At 33.6% G+C, this 19,556-nt stretch carries 20 protein-coding genes, 1 riboswitch and 1 other annotated feature (1 of these 22 cut by a window edge); of the genes, 15 read left to right on the top strand and 5 right to left on the bottom strand.

Going from position 1 to position 19,556, the window contains the following annotated elements:
* Positions 1-20 precede the first annotated feature (20 nt).
* On the bottom strand, positions 21-1,943 hold the full coding sequence (locus PSR14_RS27540) for an ABC transporter permease (protein ID WP_000187481.1): 1,923 nt from the start codon (positions 1,941-1,943) through the stop codon (positions 21-23).
* Positions 1,930-2,697 carry an ABC transporter ATP-binding protein gene (locus PSR14_RS27535; protein ID WP_001070313.1) on the bottom strand — a complete coding sequence of 256 codons (768 nt, stop codon included), beginning with the start codon at positions 2,695-2,697 and terminating at the stop codon, positions 1,930-1,932. Before PSR14_RS27535 ends, PSR14_RS27540 begins: the two co-directional genes overlap by 14 nt.
* 136 nt (positions 2,698-2,833) lie before the next feature.
* On the opposite strand from PSR14_RS27535, the gene PSR14_RS27530 reads away from it, so the two are divergent.
* From PSR14_RS27530 to PSR14_RS27500, 7 genes are all read left to right on the top strand, one after another.
* Positions 2,834-3,505 (top strand): response regulator transcription factor, encoded by a 672-nt coding sequence (locus PSR14_RS27530; RefSeq protein ID WP_098487425.1) that lies wholly within the window; start codon positions 2,834-2,836, stop codon positions 3,503-3,505.
* Complete coding sequence (locus tag PSR14_RS27525; protein ID WP_074541098.1) at positions 3,502-4,527, top strand: sensor histidine kinase; 1,026 nt, start codon at positions 3,502-3,504, stop codon at positions 4,525-4,527. Before PSR14_RS27530 ends, PSR14_RS27525 begins: the two co-directional genes overlap by 4 nt.
* A gap of 272 nt (positions 4,528-4,799) precedes the next feature.
* The gene (locus tag PSR14_RS27520; RefSeq protein WP_001250241.1) at positions 4,800-5,477 is read left to right on the top strand and encodes a response regulator transcription factor; all 678 of its coding nucleotides are present in this window, start codon (positions 4,800-4,802) and stop codon (positions 5,475-5,477) included.
* Positions 5,478-5,823: 346 nt separating this feature from the next.
* Complete coding sequence (locus PSR14_RS27515; protein ID WP_073541912.1) at positions 5,824-6,837, top strand: siderophore ABC transporter substrate-binding protein; 1,014 nt, start codon at positions 5,824-5,826, stop codon at positions 6,835-6,837.
* A gap of 19 nt (positions 6,838-6,856) precedes the next feature.
* Complete coding sequence (locus PSR14_RS27510) at positions 6,857-7,873, top strand: ABC transporter permease (RefSeq protein ID WP_000041830.1); 1,017 nt, start codon at positions 6,857-6,859, stop codon at positions 7,871-7,873.
* Positions 7,870-8,934, top strand: coding sequence for an iron chelate uptake ABC transporter family permease subunit (locus tag PSR14_RS27505; protein WP_000631129.1), 1,065 nt, complete (start codon positions 7,870-7,872; stop codon positions 8,932-8,934). Before PSR14_RS27510 ends, PSR14_RS27505 begins: the two co-directional genes overlap by 4 nt.
* A complete protein-coding gene (locus PSR14_RS27500; protein ID WP_000590068.1) occupies positions 8,931-9,683 on the top strand; it encodes a siderophore ABC transporter ATP-binding protein in 753 nt (250 codons plus the stop codon). The genes PSR14_RS27505 and PSR14_RS27500 overlap by 4 nt, the downstream gene beginning before the upstream one ends.
* 219 nt (positions 9,684-9,902) lie before the next feature.
* Here PSR14_RS27500 and PSR14_RS27495 read toward each other — a convergent pair whose 3' ends face one another.
* Positions 9,903-10,868, bottom strand: a complete 966-nt coding sequence (locus PSR14_RS27495; RefSeq protein ID WP_001036619.1) for a DUF4822 domain-containing protein — start codon at positions 10,866-10,868, stop codon at positions 9,903-9,905.
* Between the two features lie 441 nt (positions 10,869-11,309).
* On the opposite strand from PSR14_RS27495, the gene PSR14_RS27490 reads away from it, so the two are divergent.
* The 4 genes from PSR14_RS27490 to PSR14_RS27475 all read left to right on the top strand — a co-directional run bounded on the left by PSR14_RS27490 (position 11,310) and on the right by PSR14_RS27475 (position 13,727).
* Entirely contained in the window at positions 11,310-12,272 is a 963-nt protein-coding gene (locus PSR14_RS27490; protein ID WP_046198744.1) for a nuclease-related domain-containing protein, read from the top strand.
* A gap of 49 nt (positions 12,273-12,321) precedes the next feature.
* Positions 12,322-12,726, top strand: a complete 405-nt coding sequence (psiE, locus tag PSR14_RS27485) for a phosphate-starvation-inducible protein PsiE (protein ID WP_000834704.1) — start codon at positions 12,322-12,324, stop codon at positions 12,724-12,726.
* 142 nt (positions 12,727-12,868) lie between these two features.
* A complete protein-coding gene (gene speG, locus PSR14_RS27480; protein WP_001071086.1) occupies positions 12,869-13,384 on the top strand; it encodes a spermidine N1-acetyltransferase in 516 nt (171 codons plus the stop codon).
* A 103-nt stretch (positions 13,385-13,487) separates the two neighbouring features.
* Positions 13,488-13,727, top strand: a complete 240-nt coding sequence (locus PSR14_RS27475; protein WP_033671843.1) for a DUF3947 family protein — start codon at positions 13,488-13,490, stop codon at positions 13,725-13,727.
* Positions 13,728-13,759: 32 nt separating this feature from the next.
* Here the strand turns inward: PSR14_RS27475 and crcB (PSR14_RS27470) are convergent, their stop codons facing one another.
* Both crcB (PSR14_RS27470) and crcB (PSR14_RS27465) read right to left on the bottom strand, forming a co-directional pair.
* A complete protein-coding gene (gene crcB, locus PSR14_RS27470; RefSeq protein ID WP_098487426.1) occupies positions 13,760-14,116 on the bottom strand; it encodes a fluoride efflux transporter CrcB in 357 nt (118 codons plus the stop codon).
* Positions 14,113-14,517 carry a fluoride efflux transporter CrcB gene (gene crcB, locus PSR14_RS27465; protein WP_000639336.1) on the bottom strand — a complete coding sequence of 135 codons (405 nt, stop codon included), beginning with the start codon at positions 14,515-14,517 and terminating at the stop codon, positions 14,113-14,115. The genes crcB (PSR14_RS27470) and crcB (PSR14_RS27465) overlap by 4 nt, the downstream gene beginning before the upstream one ends.
* 54 nt (positions 14,518-14,571) lie before the next feature.
* A riboswitch (Fluoride riboswitch) is annotated at positions 14,572-14,631 on the bottom strand.
* Between the two features lie 217 nt (positions 14,632-14,848).
* On the opposite strand from crcB (PSR14_RS27465), the gene PSR14_RS27460 reads away from it, so the two are divergent.
* The 4 genes from PSR14_RS27460 to murB all read left to right on the top strand — a co-directional run bounded on the left by PSR14_RS27460 (position 14,849) and on the right by murB (position 19,304).
* Entirely contained in the window at positions 14,849-15,907 is a 1,059-nt protein-coding gene (locus tag PSR14_RS27460) for an endonuclease/exonuclease/phosphatase family protein (protein WP_000734841.1), read from the top strand.
* A 25-nt stretch (positions 15,908-15,932) separates the two neighbouring features.
* Complete coding sequence (locus PSR14_RS27455) at positions 15,933-17,435, top strand: DUF4077 domain-containing protein (protein WP_000455054.1); 1,503 nt, start codon at positions 15,933-15,935, stop codon at positions 17,433-17,435.
* A gap of 166 nt (positions 17,436-17,601) precedes the next feature.
* Complete coding sequence (locus PSR14_RS27450; protein ID WP_000573649.1) at positions 17,602-17,997, top strand: SET domain-containing protein; 396 nt, start codon at positions 17,602-17,604, stop codon at positions 17,995-17,997.
* A gap of 389 nt (positions 17,998-18,386) precedes the next feature.
* Positions 18,387-19,304: a UDP-N-acetylmuramate dehydrogenase gene (gene murB / locus PSR14_RS27445; RefSeq protein ID WP_001057091.1), complete on the top strand. Its 918-nt coding sequence runs from the start codon at positions 18,387-18,389 to the stop codon at positions 19,302-19,304.
* A gap of 96 nt (positions 19,305-19,400) precedes the next feature.
* Positions 19,401-19,556: a binding site (T-box leader), on the top strand (it continues 60 nt past the right edge of the window).

The following is a 19,556-nucleotide window of genomic DNA, read 5'->3' as shown; positions in this document are numbered from 1 at the left end:
CATCTGTTGAGATGCTTTTTTTATTTATTCACAATGTTATTGTAGGATTTTACTGTCAGTATATAGTAAGCAAAATAAATCAATGTATATGCGACAATGGTAGTTAAAACTGGAATGAAAATATCTATGCCAAGTGTATTAGAAAGTGCCTTTAAAACGACAATACTATGCAAGCTACCGACAGTAAGTGGCAAAATGAATATAAAGGCAATTTGTTTTGCAATCGATTTAAAAATGGTTTGCTTACTTACACCTAATTTACGTAAAATGATATATTTGTCTTGATCTATAGTTGCTTCTGTTAATTGTTTAAAGTAAATAATGCTTCCAGTTGCAGCTAAAAAGACGAGTCCTAAAAATACACCAGCGAAGATGACTAATCCTGTGGCTTCCACAGCACTTTTATAAGCACCGTATTTGGATATTAAATTGATATCTTTAAGGAGTATTTGAATTGCTTTCGTTAACTTTTCTGTATTTTTGTCATCGGATACTTTATATGCTTGTAGCATATAAGGTTTTTGTTGTTTGCTCATATCATAAAAAATTTGGTCGGGCACGACGATAGTGAATTCGTGTAATGAATCATTTAGGATGTTGTCTTGAATTTTTCCTACAAATTGCAATGAATAATCATTATTTGAAAGATGCAGGTCTACTTTGCCGTTTTTATATTCAGTTTGAAACGTATGACTTTTATTTGCATCGAGAGCAACCACTTCTGTATTTTGAAGGGATACTTTTATATCCTTATTAGTCTTATCGGCTAGCATATTGAATGTACTCTCAGATAATAAATTTAACTCATTAGGATTTTTTTCAAAATTAATTGGCATGAGACCATTCACCTGTAAATCCGCTTTTACTTTTATTAAAGGAATAGTAATCTTCTCTTTTATTGTATGATTAGAATTTTTTATTGTATTTTCAATTTGTTGATCTACTTGTGAATCTGTTTTTACATACATAAAACTAAACGGTTCTGTTTTATCAATCATTACTTTATTTTTATAATACATACTATAAGAAGCACCGATTCCGCATAGTGTGACTGCGCTTAATAGTGCAATGGCAGTTAGTGTTTTTGCGTTTGCTTGAATGCGTGCTAATAGTTGAGATACACTAACCACATTAATCCCGCGGTAATAGCGTGTTTTATTCTTCTGTAAGCCAAGTAATAAAAAAACAGTAAAAGAACGAAATATGAAATATGTACCGATTATAGAACCACCTAAAATAATACACATATTCCGTGTCTTATGATCCAGCCATGTAGAAGAGAAAATAGGTTGAAGTACGAACCAGTAAGAAGAGATAACTAAAATAATTCCTAATAAAGCGGTCCATATGGATCCTTTTGGAATGAGCTCACCTTGTCTTTCAGCCTGAAGTAATTCAATCAATTTGAACTTGTAAATGATGCTATAACCGTGAAAAGATGTTATTAAAATAATAATGGTAAATACAAGCGTGGTATGTATTATTGCTTCTAAAGAAAAAGAAAATGAAATAGTGGTTGATAATTGCATTACTTTTAAAAGTAACATGGAAAATACCTTTGAGAGTAAAGCCCCGATGCTCATTCCTATAATGAGTGCAATAATTCCTATGATGAGATTTTCATAAAATAACATGGTACCAATTTGCCGTTTTGGAACACCTAGTAAGGAATATAGTGCAATTTCCTTTTTTCTTTTCTTTGTGAAAAATGAGTTTGAATACCAGATGAATATTGCTACAAAAATGATTAGAATAACAGAAGAAGCTTGAAAAACATCTGCAATTCCTTTGGCTGTATTTGTTTGTTCTACGATATAATCGTTATATTGTAAGGATACAAAAATGAAATAAATGACAATACTAAGTATCATAGATGCAAAGTATAGTACATAATTTTTAAGATTTCTTTGTAAGTTTTTTTTGATGATACTAAATGGTGTCATGCCCGCTACCTCCAAGAGCAGAAAGAATACGTAATAGTTTTTGGGAGAATTCTTCTTGTGGCATCTCGCCCTTTACAAGTTCTGTGAAGAGTTTTCCATCTTTAATAAAGAGGATGCGTTTGCAATAACTTGCTACAAAGGGATCATGCGTAACCATCAAAATGGTGGCAAGTTGTTTTTTATTTAACGCTTGTAGGCTGTGTAGTAAATCAGCTGCTGATTTAGAGTCTAGTGCGCCTGTAGGTTCATCAGCTAAAATTAATTTCGGTTTTCCTATAATAGCTCTCGCTGCCGCAGTACGCTGTTGTTGTCCACCAGAAATTTGATACGGATATTTATTTAGCAGTTCTTGAATGCCAAACATTGTTGCAACTTCATCTACGCGTGCATCAATTTCTTGTGCATTTATATTTCTTAAAGCAAGTGGTAAAAGTATATTATCCTTTATCGTTAATGTATCAAGTAAATTGTAGTCCTGAAAAATAAAGCCTAATGTGTCAATACGGAATGCAGTAAGTTGTTCATCTTTCATTTTTATAACATCTTTTCCATCAACAATAATTTCTCCAGTGGTTGGTATATCAATTGTTGATAATATATTTAATAAAGTAGATTTTCCAGATCCAGATGGACCCATTATGCCAACGAATTCACCTTCAAAAATTGTTAGATCAATATCATGGAGGGCAGTAAATATGTTACCTCTATTACTAAAGACCTTCCTTACGTGTTTTGCCTGTAATACGGGGTTCAATATGGATCCTCCTCTATTGTATGATAAGCTTATTGTATGGTAATTTTATACCCTAAACCATAGGACAACCTTACAAATTATAATTCAAACCTTACAAACTTGTAAGGTTAAAATAGTGCTAGGAGGCAAACTTTTTATGAAAGTTTTATTAGTTGAAGATGAACCAACCATTCGTGAAACGGTTGCCGATGAGTTAGAGAAATGGGGATTTAAAGTATGGATGAGTACAAACTTTGAACATATTTTAAACGATTTTTTGGCGCAATCTCCGCAACTTGTTTTACTTGATATTAATCTTCCTTATTTTGATGGATTTTATTGGTGTAGAAAAATTCGTGAAGTATCGAAAGTACCAATTATTTTCTTGTCATCTCGTGATAATCCTATGGATATGGTAATGGCTATGAATATGGGGGGAGATGATTTTATGCAGAAACCATTTTATACAGATGTTTTAGTTGCTAAAATTCAGGCTCTTATGAGACGTACATATTCTTATACACAAACGGAAACAAATGTTGTTGAATATGAAGGTGTCGTATTAAATTTACAGAGCGGGGAAGTAACCTATCATAATCAAATATTGGAATTAACAAAAAATGAGTTTAAAATTTTACAGATATTAATGCAGAATATAGGATCGATTGTAAGTCGAGATAATATTATGCGTAAACTTTGGGAAAATGAAAGTTTTGTTGATGATAATACATTAACAGTAAACGTCGCTCGTGTAAGGAAGAAGCTTGCTGAACTTGGAAAAGAGGAATTTATCCATACGAAGAAAGGGCAAGGTTACATTATTACATGAGTATTTTTCGTTACATAAAAGAACGCCGGTATTTTATGCTTCTTTACTTTTTGATTATGTTATTTATTTCTACCATGATTTATTTAAGTGAGGGATTAAGTAATACAAAAGCAAATCTTATATATATCAATGTTGTAAGTGCAATTTTTATTCTTATCTATCTTATAATCGGGTATTTTTATCATAAAAGATTTTATAAAGAACTTCATATTGCTCTTCATTTAGAGCAGGATACAGTTATTGCAATTCCAAATCCACACACATATGAACAGGAAATGTATACGGATATATTAAAAAAACTGTATTTAGAGCAACAAGAGAAAATGTACGTATTGCATGAGGAAAAGAAAGAATATCATGATTTTATTATGTCTTGGATTCATGAAGTTAAGATACCGATTGCTGCTAGTCAACTATTGATGCGTAGCAACAAACCAGCGGATATTTTAATTGATAAATTAGAAGATGAGTTAGGAAAAATAGATCACTTTGTTGAACAAGCTTTGTATTATTCACGGCTTGACTCCTTCTCAAAAGATTATTTCATTCAAGAAGTTTCTCTAGAGGCGATTACGGGTGCTAGTATGAAGAAATATGCTAAGACATTTATTTCAAAACGCATTCAATTTGAACGCACAAACTTGCAACTTTTAGTAGAGAGTGATACAAAATGGTTATCTTTTATTGTCGATCAGATTGTGGCAAATGCATTGAAGTATACTGATTCGCATGGAGAAATTAAGTTTATTGGGGAAGAAGACAAAGCAGAAAAGCGACTCATTATTCAAGATAATGGAATTGGTATTAAGCTTGAAGATATTGGGCGTGTATTTGAGCGTGGTTTTACAGGAGCGAACGGGAGAGTCCATACGAAGTCAACGGGATTAGGGTTATATTTAGCGAAACGTTTATCTCATAAATTAGGGCATGATATTTCTATCGAATCGAAAGAGAATGAATATACAAAAGTGACTATACATTTCCCTAAAGGAAATCAATATCATACAATCGCGAAAATATAACAAAAGCACTTATTCTATGGATAAGTGCTTTTGTTATATTTTCTTTTATCCTATTATCTGCCGAGATGTCTGTAAAAGTCCGATTGAGCTAAATTGAAAATTCATTTTATTCAAATCTTAATATGTTTTGTGTTTCTATCTATACCTATTGTAAGATTATATAGAGTTCTCCTAATAAACTGTTTTAATGGATTTTTTAGGGGTTTAATATTTATAAATCTTAAATAATTTTTTATGTGACTAAGTTATATTGAAGTAGAGGTGAACCATCGGTGAGGCAGGTGTTAGTAATTAAAAATGAACGGTCTTTAGCAAAGAAAATCGTAAGCGGTTTAACGGAAGAAGGCCATTTCATTTTAAAACTTCACAATGAAAACGAAGGTTTAAATATAGCATATGAACAAGATTGGGATATTATTATATTAGATTGGGATTCATTAAGCATATCTGGACCAGAAATTTGCAGGAAAATACGACTTGTTAAAATGACACCCATCATTATTGTGACCGACAATATTTCTAGCGAGGATTGCGTAGCAGGGTTACAAGCAGGAGCTGATGATTATATAAGAAAACCATTTGCGAAAGAAGAATTAGTAGCAAGGGTGCAAGCTATTTTAAGGAGAAGTAACTGTAACCAGCAAAATGAGATAACCTTTTATCAGTTTAAAGATCTCTTTGTTGATGCATCTAGCAATATTGTGAAAAAAGGTGGTAAAAATCTCTCGCTTACGAAGCGTGAGTACGATTTACTTGTATTTTTAATCAAGAATAAAAATACAATATTGAGCCGTGAAATGCTTTTGAACCAAGTTTGGGGACATAACGTAGTCGTAAATCCAAATGTAGTAGACTTATATATTGGGTATGTAAGAAAAAAGTTAAAGTGTGAGAAGAAAAATAGATATATTCAAACAATACATGGCAGAGGCTATTCAATGGTTGAATGATAAAAATAAGATCATAAAGTAGTTTCTGTGAAATATGAAAAGACAGAAACTATAAAAAGAAGATTGCTATCAGGAAATAGTCATTTTTTTGCAGTAAAAACCATGTTTTATAAGGTGTGGGGGATGGATCTGCTGCGCATTAGTTGAGACCGTATCAAATTTATTTTTAATTTTATTAACTCACACCATTCACAAGATTTTCACATAATTAATGACTATACTTATTTACAGGATATTCAAATGAAAATGATTATCAATATTGATTTAGGTGAATAGCAGTTATTATCTAATTCAATCTTTGGAAGTCATCATTTTCGAAATAAATTACATAATAAGGAGTATACGTATGAAAAAAACTATGCTTTTAAAATTAGTAAGTATTCTAGCAATTTTCACTTTAATGTTAGTAGCTTGCTCAGATTCAAGTAAAGAAACTTCGAAGGCTACTAAAGATAATGGTAGTGATAAGCCAAAAACGGTTGAAATCACTGATGCGCATGGAAAAGTTACTGTTCCTGTAAATCCAAAGAATGTAGTTGCTTTAGATAATAGAACGTTTGAAACTTTAGCTGATTGGGGAATTAAATTAGCGGCTGCTCCAAAGGATATCATGCCTGCTGATTCAGCATATAAAAAGGATGAAAAAATTCAAAATATTGGGAATCACCGTGAGCCAAATCTTGAAATTATTGCCGCTGCAAACCCTGACCTTGTAATTGTTGGTCAAAGATTTGCTAGCCATTACGAAGAAATCAAAAAATTAGTACCAAATGCAGCAGTTATTGATCTTAATGTTGATGTTTCTGAGAAGGCTACTAAGCCTGGAGAAAACTTAGTAAAAGGACTTAAAGATTCTACTGTTACTTTAGGAAAAATCTTTGATAAAGAGAAAGAAGCTAAAAAATTAGTAGCTGATTTTGATAAATCTATTGAAAATGCAAAATCTGCTTATAACGGAAAAGATAAAGTTATGAGTGTTATCGTTACTGGTGGTAATATCGGTTTTGCTGCGCCGCACTCTGGCCGTGTTTGGGGACCAATGTATGAAATTTTCGGTTGGACTCCAGCATTAGAAGTTTCTAATTCTACTGCAGGTCATAAAGGTGACGACGTTTCTGTTGAAGCTATTGCACAAACAAATCCTGATTGGCTGTTCGTATTAGATCGTGATGCTGCAACATCTGATGCAGCTAAGTCAGCTCCTGCTCAGGATGTTATTTCTAAATCACCAGCTCTTCAAAACACAACTGCTGTTTCTAAAAAACAAGTTATTTATGCACCAGCAGATACTTACACAAATGAATCAATTCAAACTTATATAGAGTTATTTGGAAATCTTGCAAAAACTTTAGCTAAGTAGTGTAAAGGAGTACGAAGCAGTGTCAAAAAATATAATTTCTAGGGTTGAGAATATTTCTCAACCCCAGTTTTATAATCACAATAAATTATGGACAAAATCTTTTATAATAGCGATTATAGTTGTTATAATTTTAGGGATTATATCACTGTTTACTGGCGTTTATGATATACGTGGACAAGAGGACGGAATGGAGATGTTTTTCATCACTCGTGTTCCGAGAACAGTTGCATTAATGCTTACTGGAGCTGCAATGGCGATGGCAGGGCTCGTCATGCAACTTATTACACAAAATCGATTTGTTGAACCTACTACAACGGGGACTATTGAATGGTCAGGCTTAGGCCTGCTTTTTGTGTATTTACTATTTCCTGCCCCAACTTTAGTTCAAAGAATGACTGGTGCAATCATTTTTTCTTTTATAGGAACTATGATTTTCTTTCTATTTTTAAGAAGAGTTAAGCTCCGTTCGTCTTTAATTGTCCCGATTATTGGATTGATGCTTGGAGCAGTTATTTCTGCAGTGTCTACTTTTTTGGGACTCCTTTTTCAAATGACGCAAAGTATTGAAACTTGGTTTGTAGGTTCATTTGCTAACATTCAGGTGGGAAGATACGAATATTTATGGCTGATTGTTATCGTTACTTTGCTTATTTTTATGTATGCGAATAGATTGACTTTAGCTGGACTAGGAGAAGATGTTGCAACAAGCCTTGGAGTTAATTACAACCGAATTGTTCTTTTTGGAACGGCCCTTATTTCTTTTGCCGTTGGAATTGTTGCAGCTGTTATTGGAAATTTACCTTTCTTAGGGTTAATTGTTCCAAATATTGTTTCCATGTTTAGAGGTGATGATCTTAGAAGTAATTTACCTTGGGTGTGTCTGATCGGAATGGGGACAATAACTGCCTGTGATATCATTTCTCGAACAATTATAAAACCTTTTGAATTACCTGTTTCTTTAATACTTGCATCAGTAGGAGCAGTCGTGTTTATTACTATTTTATTGAGAAAAAGAAAACCAAGGAGGCTACGATGATCACATTAGATTATAGAAATAAAGAAAATGTCGAAGTCGATTCTAGCCTTCATAATGAAAGTAGATCAGCTAGCGCTTTTCGTTCTAAGAAGGAAGCAAGACGTTATTGGATTGTACTGATAACATTGATTGCTTTAGGCCTCCTTTCTTCATATGGACTTTTAGTGTATAACAATCCAGTTCCGATAGATTCACCTTCTTTTATCCCAGTTGTTAAGAGAAGGATTGTAGCTATTGTTGCAATGATTATTGCAGCTGTTTGCCATAGCTTGTCGACAGTTGCTTTCCAATCCATTACGAATAATAAGATTATTACTCCTTCGCTTTTAGGTTTCGAATCACTTTATTCAGCAATTCACACGAGCACAATATTCTTCTTTGGTGCTAGTGCATTGATCAATTTTAATGGAATTGGATCATTTTTATTTCAAGTCGTTGTTATGGTCCTCATGAGTTTGATACTTTATGGATGGCTACTTTCCGGTAAATACGGGAATTTACAACTTATGCTTTTAGTCGGGATTATCATTGGCACTGGACTAAATTCTATGTCAACTTTCATGAGAAAACTACTTGCGCCTTCAGAGTTTGATATTTTGCAAGCGAAATTATTTGGCTCTGTTAATCATGCAGATCCTGCCTATTTTCCTATTGTAATTCCGATGATCATAATTGTAGCAGTATTAATTTTTGCTCATTCTAAGAATTTGAATGTTTTGTCGCTAGGAAAGGATGTTGCTACTTCTTTTGGAGTTAAATATCAACCTAGTGTAATTTATACGCTTGTATTAGTAGCTATTTTAATGTCTATTTCAACAGCTCTAATTGGGCCACTTACTTTCTATGGATTTTTAGTAGCAACTTTGAGTTATCAGGCGGCATCGACGTATGATCACAGATATATTTTCCCAATGGCTTTTGCAATCGGATTTTTAATAATGACGAGCGCATACTTTTTAATGTATCATGTATTCCATGCTCAAGGTGTAGTTTCAGTTATTATTGAATTATTTGGTGGAATTATATTCTTAACTATAGTTTTAAGGAAGAGGGCTTTATGATAAAAATTGATAATGTTAAAAAGTTCTATACGGATAAGGTAAAAATAGGACCTTTGGATATTGAAATACCAAAAGCAGGCTTTACTTCTTTAATCGGACCAAATGGCGCTGGAAAGTCAACGACACTTTTGATGATAGGAAGACTTTTAGATATGGATGAAGGTCAAATCCAAGTAGCAAATATGGATGTTTCTGAATCCAAATCAAAAGACTTAGCAAAAGTTTTGACTATATTGCGACAAGAAAATCATTTTGTAACGAGGCTTACTGTTAGACAATTAGTTGGATTTGGGCGCTTTCCTTATTCAAAGGGAAGATTAACGAAAGAGGATGAAGTTATTATTTCTAAATATATCGACTTCCTAGATTTAACGAATTTAGAGAATAGATATTTAGATGAGCTTTCTGGTGGTCAAAGACAAAGGGCATATGTAGCGATGGTATTGTGCCAAGAGACTGAATATGTACTTTTGGACGAGCCGCTAAATAACCTTGATGTTGCTCGTTCTGTTCAAATGATGGAGCATTTGAGACGTGCGGCTAATGAATTTGGAAGAACAATTTTGACTGTTATGCATGACATAAATTTTGCAGCTAAATACTCTGACAAAATTTGTGCGATGAAAGATGGACAAATTGCTGCTTTTGGAACAGTAGAAGAAGTTATGGACTCAACACTTTTGACAGATATTTTTGAAACAAGAATAGAAATTATTAAAGGTCCTTATGGGCCGATTGCTGTTTATTAGTTATAAAATGTATACTGTAGCTGCTGTCTATATTTTGTAGGCAGCAGTTTTTTTATCTGAAGAATTAACAAATCTTTTATCAGCGCTTCAAAAGCTAACGAAGGTAATTGAAGAGCTGTAGTGGTTGTTACATGTAAAAAGAAGCATAAGCTGACCGTTTTGGTCAGCTTATGCTTCTTCATGTTCTAAATATCAAATATAGATTTTTAATCAAACAAATTAAAAACTAAATTTTGGTTTCATATCACCTGTATAAGGTTCATGTTCAACAAATACAGTGATGTCTTTCCCTGCTTGGTCTTTACCAGTTCTTTTATAAGTAAATTTCTTATTATTTAGTTCAGTAAGTTCAAGAGCCGCACCATATTTATTATTTCCAATTGAAACATGAGCTCTTATTTTATTTTCGTGCAACACATCGAAGTAGCCATAGTCACCGCGGCTTTGGCCTGTTTCGCTATTGAAGAACTCATATTTATTAGACTTGTCATCGAATTTTGCTAGACTTATAAAATTCGAATTAAATTGTGTTACGTCATTACCAGTTTCATCTAATACTTTTGTTCCGTGCCAAAGGGTTCCACCTAAAATCTTATCTCCATCAACGTTTTTAACGATATCGCCTGTAGTCGTGTTCAGCTGCTTGTCCGGATCAGTGAAAGAAAGCTCTTTTTCTTTATATGGAACATGTTCAACGAAAACTTCTACATCTTTACCGTTAGCATCTTTCCCCATTCGTTTATAAGTAAATATATTCTTATTTAGCTTTGTCATATCAACAACAGCTTGATATTTCATTGATTCTGAAATTAATATTCTCTTCTTCCCATCATTTGTGATAAAGAAAGTTCCTTTATCGCCACGACTTGCACCTGTTTTAGCATCAAAAAATTCATATCTTCCAGACTTTGCATCATATTTTGCAAGACCAATGAAGTTTGCATTTTCTTTTGTTAAGTCATTTTTATCTTTATCTAATACTCGTGTACCTTGCCAATTTGTGTCGCTAAGAATGTTAGCCATTTTTTGGCCTTTCGTTAACTTGTTTTCCTTTTTTGTTTCTTTAGCAGCTTGTTCTTGTTTCGGCTTACTATGATTTTCTTCGGCTTTCGTACCAACGCACCCTGTTAGTGCGATTGTGAGTCCGAGCAATATAGATGATAGTGCTTTCGTTTTTTTATTCATTTTTATCGTCTCCTCATTTTATAAATGTAAGTTGTACGGTTTGTGATTATAGTAATAGTTACTACGTTTATTATGTTAATACTCGAGTATAAACTGCCTCTAAATAAAACATTAAAAAAAGATAAACTAATTCCTAAAATTTTTTCATACTTATAAAAAGGTCTTTTACATGAGGTGAATGTAAATCTCTCATTTTGAAAAACGGCGTAATTAAATGGGCGGATTCATATTATGTTTACAGTGCGATTTTAGATGTGATGCTATACTGTGTATAGGATTTTATGTGTGTATGTTGTGTCGTTTTTTGTCGGTAAGTCGATATATTATGAAAATCGCTGATATAAATTGGGTTGCGACGATATATTTCGAAAATCGCCGATATAATTTGAGTTGCGCTGATATATTTGAAAAATCGCTGATATATTTTGGGGGGGAATAAAGATGATTGTGAAAGAACGGAAAATGTCCGTACATTTGCTTCAATTAGAAGCTTTACTTAGAAGATTGCCTGCTCATCATCCAAAAAGGAATGTGGTGGTTGAAAGTCTAGCGAAATTTATGGCTGGCTATAAAGGAGAGCAGGCAATTGAATATCCGCTTAGTTTTCTATCTGAAACAAAATATAGCATTTTACATGACATCAGATTGTTTGATCAGAAACATTATTTTCAAATTGATGCCCTCATAGTTTCCTCATGTTTTCTTCTTTTTCTTGAAATAAAAAATATCATTGGTACGTTAATTTTTGATGCAAAGTTTAATCAACTCATTCGAATCGCAGATGGTACTTCAGAAGAGGGTTTTCCAGATCCGCTTTTACAAGTGAAACGGCAAGAGATGCAGCTGAGAAAATGGCTGAGTTTGCATGGTTTATATAATATTCCGATTGAATCTCTCGTTGTAATTAGTTCTCCTCGTACAATTATTAAAACTTCAGATGAAATGCTTCCTAATAAAATTATCCACGGTGCAAATTTACCTAATAGAATTAAACAAATGGAAAGTCAATATAAAGAAGACGTAATTGATAATGTAGATGGACTTATAAATCAAATTATGAATGAGCACATTCCGCAGCGACAAAATATTCTTGCACAATATAAAGTGAAAAAAGAGGAATTGCTAAAGGGCGTGCAATGTGAGGAATGTTTTACAATGGCAATGTTAAAAGAAAAACAGGGATGGCGCTGCTCAAACTGTAATAGTACGTCTAAAAATGCTCATTTACGTGCTTTACAAGACTACACACTTCTGTTTGGAATGATAACTACTAATAGCAAGTTGAGGGATTTTCTTAATATGCAATCTAGTTCTGCGGTTAAAAGACTCCTCCAAACAATGAACATCCCACACACCGGCACCAACAAAGGACGAACCTATGATTTAACCCACCTCCAATTATAATTTTGCTATAATGAATAAGTACTTATACGAAGGGGAGTTTAATGAGAAAATGAAATCATTCAATATTGATCATTTTATCGCGAGTGTTTTACAGTGGATATTAAATATAGCGCTAATTATATTATCCATTGTCTTATCTATCTTTTTAATTAATGAGACGATTACTTTTATTCAATACATATTTTCAGCGAAGAAGTATACGTCATATAAATTAGTTGAAAGTATCATCGTCTATTTCTTATACTTTGAGTTCATTGCATTGATTATTAAGTATTTTAAGTCGAACTACCATTTTCCGTTACGTTATTTTATTTATATTGGAATCACGGCGTTAATTCGATTGATTATTGTGTCTCATGAGGAACCGATGGAGACGTTATTATACGCAGGAGCGATTCTTGTTTTAGTTATTGCTTTATACATATCAAATATGAGAGATTTGAGAAAAGAGTAGTAGTGCAGACATAAGTTTGCACTACTTTTTTACATCTTGACCTTCAAGTTACTTAAAGGTTTACAATAAAATTAGGGCGTTTGAAATTGAAAAAAATTGAGAAATTAAGTGAAGAGGTTTCTTTTACTTGGAGGTTATAGAAATGAATCAGGAATTGAAATTGCGTCCATTAGAGCGAGAAGATTTAAAGTTTGTACACGAACTTAATAATAATGCACATATTATGTCATATTGGTTTGAAGAGCCGTATGAGGCATTTGTGGAGCTACAAGACTTATACGATAAACATATACATGATCAAAGTGAACGCCGATTTATCGTTGAAAAAGACAATGAAATGGTTGGATTAGTCGAGTTAGTGGAAATCGATTATATTCACCGTAGAACAGAATTCCAAATTATTATTGATCCAAATTATCAAGGATATGGTTATGCAGCGGAAGCGACGCGTTTAGCGATGGATTATGCTTTTTCTGTATTAAATATGCATAAGATTTATTTAGTGGTGGATAAGGAAAATGAAAAAGCGGTACATGTTTATAAAAAGGTTGGATTTATGGTAGAAGGTGAACTGTTAGACGAGTTTTTCGTTGACGGTAACTATCATAATGCGATAAGAATGTGTATGTTCCAAAAGGCATACTTTGGCACAAAATAACCGTTTGGAAGAGCTATAGTAGGGAACTCGTTAATTGGAATAAAACACTCACCATGAAATAGAAACATACGATATGGAAGAAAAATAATAAGTGAGTTGAATCATAATGAATCATTATTTTTATAGTGGTAGACAAGTGGGAGCAGCTATTACGCTCGCTGGGGCGCAGGAGACCATTCATGCTATGAATCAAGCGATTCAAATGCAGCAACAAGCATATTTGGCACAAATGATGCAAGGACAGTATATGCCATACTCACAATTTCCGATGCAAAGTGTGAATTATGATGTGTATCCAGCTAGTTTCTTTTCCATTCCATATGGTGGGACTTATTTCTTATGAAAGAAAGCGACTGATAAGAGTCGCTTTCTTTTTTATATTCCGCCTAGCTGCATTCCAAGGAATGCGAAGAGGATACCAACTATGTAAGTAGCGCTTAAATATAAAAGGAATGTGCTAAAGCTTTTACGATTGAGAAACTGAACAGATTCTAGTTTAAACGTCGAGAATGTTGTGAATGCACCCATAAATCCAGTACCTAATAATAATTGCCAACCTGTAGTGACTCCGTTGCCAATTATATATCCGAGTAAAAACGCTCCTGTTATATTAATGAGAAATGTAGCAATTGGAAAGGAAGTTTTATTTCTTTTTTTAAACCAATTGCTAATTGCAAATCGCGTAATTGCACCGAAAAATCCTCCTGTTGCGACTAATAAAGCTTCTATCATAAGTGATCACCTTCCGTAAGATGTTTCTTAAGTAAGAAATTACCTAGTGTATAGCCAAGTCCAGACATAATGAGGCCACCAAGTATGCTGCATGATACATATAAGAAGGCTATGCTCCACTCGGAATGATTGATCAATTGAATAGTTTCTACACTAAATGTTGAAAACGTCGTAAAAGAACCAATGAATCCTGTCCCGATGCCTGTGATTACATCTGAAGATAAGATGTTGAGCTTAGCGATATACGTAGTCAGCCACGCTAATAAGAAGCAGCCGACTAAGTTAATCAGTAATGTAGCTAGTGGAAATGTATAATGCCAAGATTCATGAATCGTAAGACCTAAATAATAACGAGAAAGGGCCCCTAATATACCGGCAATGCCGACGATAATATAAATCAATTTTCTCACCTCTTTAAATAGCTTGCTCAAAAAAATAGACTCCTACCAGTAGTTATACTGGTAGGAGTCATTAGCTAAGCAGCGTTTATGGCGAACTCCATCGCCTATGATTATTACATATAGTGTACTAAACATTGCGCTTGATTTCCAGTGAAGGAGTTAGGGGATTTTGTATTTTTGATAATGTAAGAGCAAGAGTTATTGTTTATAAACTAAATATAGTGATATAAGGTTTTTGATATGATAAAATATTTGTTATGTCTGTCATTCGGTTTTAGTTAACTGAAAATAAGGAAAATTAAGTTGTGTGTTTTAGAAAAGGGGCGTTTATTTGAAGAAATTGTTAAAAATAGTACTTATATGTATTTTAGTAGGATTGGGAGTTGTAGGTGGTTTTTTAGGGTATATGACACTTACTAAAGAACAGCCTGCGGATAGTGTAAGTTTGAAGGTGGAAAATAATAAAGAGCGCGTATTAGCGACAGGAAATGAATTTAAAGTTACAACATTTAATATTGGATATGCTGGATTAGATAAGGAGCAAGATTTCTTTATGGATGGGGGAAAGGGATCTGGTTCAAGTAGTAAAGAGCAAACGGAAGTTAACCTAAAGAATATGCTTTCGTTTTTACAAAATGAGAATAGTGATTTTGCGCTACTACAAGAAGTTGATATAAAATCACTTCGATCATTTGATGTGAATGAACATGAATTTTTGAAAAAAGGATTACCTGATTATGTTTCGTCATTTGGCAAGAACTACGATACGAAATGGGTTCCAGTGCCAATAACAAATCCAATGGGATATGCGGAGGCTGGATTAAGTACATTTTCTAAATACACTGTTCAAGAAGCGAAGAGATTCCAGCTTCCTGGAATGGAGCCTTGGCCGAAGCGTTTATTTGATTTAGATCGGGCGATTGTTGAACATACAATCCCTGTTAATAATGGAAAGCATGTTAGACTCGTAAACTTACATTTGTCTGCGTACGATGAAGGCGGGAAAATTAGAAAACAGCAAGTAGAGTTTTTAAAAGAATATATGAACAAGCATTATAAAAATGGTGATTACGTAATAATGGGCGGAGATTGGAATCAATTAGTTTCTGATGTTCAATTAAGTGATCCGAAGTTTGTGAAGGAGCGTCCTGAGTGGTTAGTAGAGTTACCGAAGGACTTTACTGATGGTGGCTTTAAATGGGCTGTAGACCCGTCTGTTATGACAGTGAGAGACGATGTGAAGAAATATGTAGAAGGTGAAAACTTCGTCACGATTATTGATGGCTTTATCGTTTCACCGAATGTTGAGATTGTAAATGTGCAAGGAAAAGATTTAAAGTTTGAAAATAGTGATCATAACCCAGTGAGTGCGGTATTTAAGCTGAAGTAATTAAGTGCAGAAGGTGGGACTATATATGGAATGGTTAAAGAAAACTTGTTTTTCTAACCTTGAGAAAGAATCACAGAAAAATCATTTATTGCTGTTTATTACGATTTGTAGTTTCTTCCTTGGAATCATCGCAATTGGGTATTACGGATATATTTTTACAGAGAGAGCAATCGCGTTTTGGGTTTGTGGCATTTCTGTCGTTGTATTTGGAACACTTCTTACTTTTATAAAAAGCATGGAAACGACGTATAAATATATCATGACATTTATGTTGCTTATGATGTCTTTCATTATGGTACAAGCTTTTAATGAAAGCCCAGCTGTATTTCAAATGGTCTATTTTACACTAGCCGTTTCACTTATTTATTTAAGTGAACGTCTCGTTGTAATTCTAGGCGGAGTGGCAGTTGTAATCACATTTATTCTTTGTAGTTATTGGCCAGAGCAATTTTTTGCTTATACAGCTGCATCTGAAGCTGCAAATTTCGCAAGCTTGTTAGCAATCGTAACAATCGCTATGTGGGGCGTCACGAAAATTGGTTCTAACTTGCTAGCTCGTTTAAGTGATGAGAAGCAAGAAGTAATGAGAAAAGCTCAGGAATTAGAAGAAACGCAAAGACTTATTGAGGAAACGGTTGTAAAACTAGATCGTAATTTCAATTATTTAAGACAAAATATGAATACATCGATGGAGTCAATGAGTGAAATCAATTTCGCTTTTGAAGAGGTAGCAGTTGGTACGCAATCACAATCAGAGATGATGCATCGTTCGGTAGAAGTATTGAATGATATGGAGGGAAATATTGAACAAATCATTTCTCAAGTAAGAAATGCATCGATTCGTATTGATGAAAGCTTAGAAATTTCAAAGGGTAGTGTACATACTTTAAGAAACTTTGAAGCAAATATGAAAAGTTTAAATGATGTTGTTTCACAATCAGGAATTATATTTAGAGATTTAATGATGCAATCGAAACAAATTAATGAGATTGTAGATGTAATAACGAATATTTCAAGTCAGACGAGTTTGCTAGCTTTAAATGCAAATATTGAAGCTGCAAGAGCAGGTGAGCATGGAAAAGGATTTGCGATTGTAGCGAATGAAGTATTAAAGCTTGCCGAAGAATCGAATCGTTCTGCGGGAAGAATTCAAGGGATTTTGAAGGATTTTAGTAATCAAGCAAGTAAGGTAGAAGTGCAAGTAGAGAAATCAGAAAGAGTACAAGAAGAATGTAATGAAATGCTAGTAAGTGTTTTAACAAATGTAACGGATTTAGGGAAATTTATTGATGAAATTAATGATGTAATGAGAGAAATCGTCGGTCATCAAGAAAGTTTCCAAGTTAAAACGACGAATATCGTAAAGGATGTTACACATGCTTCCAATGTAATCCAGCAAACTTCTGCGGCTACAGAAGAAGTGTTAGCAAGTGTGGAAGAAGAAAAACATCGAAATGATACATCTGTGAAGACATTACATACTGTTAGCGAGCAAGTGAAATTGTTAGAAGATATTTTAGAAAAGTAATATCACTTAAAAAGGGCACAACGTTTGTGCCCTTTTTTCATTTAAACGAAGACTTGCTCGGATTTTAATTGCTTTTCTGCTCGTTTTCTGCCAAGCTTAAGAAGATGAAATTCAGCTAATAGCGGAATTAAAATACTTCAAAGAAAGAATTAAATAGGTGACGTATATGATCGAAGTTAAGACTTCTGAACTTAGTGATGGAGAATTTAATAGAGGTGTATTTGCAACTCGTGATATTAAAAAAGGTGAGTTGATACACGCAGCGCCAGTTATCTCTTATCCGAATGAACAGCATGAACACATTGAGAAAACATTACTTGCTGACTACGCATTTGAGTATGGGATTAATCATACGGCAATCCTTTTAGGATACGGCATGTTATTCAATCATTCATATACACCGAATGCGACGTATGATATTGTCTTTGAGAATCATACATTTAACTTCTATGCTTATAAAGATATAAAAGCAGGAGAAGAAATCTTAATCAATTATAATGGTGAAGTGGATAACGATGAACTATTATGGTTTGATAAAGAAAAAGAAGAGAACGAAAAGTAATTTAAAATAAGTAATGAAAAAGATGCCTTTACCTATGTAAAAGCATCTTTTTTTGTTGATGAAAATAAAGTAAAGATTACAAAAAAATACCACTTTATTTTCGTGTGGTATAGTAAGATACTGAAGGGTAGTGTTTTGAAAAAGTAATATATTTTACAAATTGTTGTCTTTCTGATGACATGTCAAGTTTAGTAGCCCATTTGGGTTGCTTTATTATGCAATATATATTTTAATATGAGTGGCACCTCTTATAAATTAAGAGGTTAATAGGTGTCTCGAATTGATTTTGGGTACACTGTATCCACCACTTTAAGTTCGTTCATGTATGTGGGGATATTATGGGCCCGTATAACGGGATAAAAAGAATATAGAAATAGAGGAATCGTAAAATGAATATGCAAGAGGTTTATGAATATTTAAGTACGGTATTGCCTGAAGGTCATGTGAAACAAGATGAAATGTTAAAGAATCATACGCATATTAAAGTTGGTGGAAAAGCAGATGTGTTCGTTGCGCCGACAAATTATGATGAAATTCAAGAAGTTATTAAATATGCGAACAAATATAATATTCCAGTTACGTTTTTAGGAAATGGATCGAATGTTATTATTAAAGATGGTGGAATTCGCGGGATTACAGTAAGTTTAATTCATATTACAGGTGTTACTGTAACAGGAACGACGATTGTAGCACAGTGCGGTGCAGCAATTATTGATGTATCACGTATTGCATTAGAACATAACTTAACAGGGCTTGAGTTTGCTTGTGGTATTCCAGGTTCAGTTGGCGGAGCATTATATATGAATGCAGGTGCATACGGCGGTGAAATTTCGTATGTATTAACAGAAGCTGTCGTAATGACAGGTGATGGAGAGCTACGTACTTTGACGAAAGAAGCATTTGAATTTGGATATCGTAAGAGTGTATTTGCGAACAATCATTACATTATTCTTGAAGCGAGATTTGAACTTGAAGAAGGTGTACATGAAGAAATTAAAGCAAAAATGGATGATTTAACGTTTAAACGTGAGTCAAAACAGCCTCTAGAATATCCTTCATGTGGTAGTGTATTTAAACGCCCACCAAATAACTTTGCTGGTAAATTGATTCAAGACTCAGGGTTACAAGGTAAGCGAATTGGTGGAGTGGAAGTTTCTCTAAAACATGCTGGATTTATGGTGAATGTTGATAACGGAACAGCACAAGATTACATCGATTTAATTCACTTCGTACAAAAAACAGTTGAAGAGAAATTTGGCGTGAAGTTAGAGCGTGAAGTAAGGATTATTGGAGAAGATAAAGAATAACATATACGTATGAAACTGCGAATTATTTTAAAATAATATTTGGGTATTGTTGACAATTTGTTTTCAATTCAATATAATGGCTAATAATTTAACAAATAACATACGTTGAAAGAGCCCAGTAGCAGTTTGTCACTGTTAATGAGAGAGCTAGGGGATGCTGGAACCTAGCACAAACAAATTTGCGAATTACACTCTGGAGTATCTTAGGTAATGCTAAGCGGATTGGCAATCGATATTATTGCTAAGAGTGGT

The organism is Bacillus sp. A01H (assembly GCF_045277205.1).
Lineage (GTDB): Bacteria > Bacillota > Bacilli > Bacillales > Bacillaceae_G > Bacillus_A > Bacillus_A paranthracis.
The sequence above is the reverse complement of the archived record's forward strand: the minus strand, read 5'-3'. Positions and strand labels throughout refer to the sequence as shown.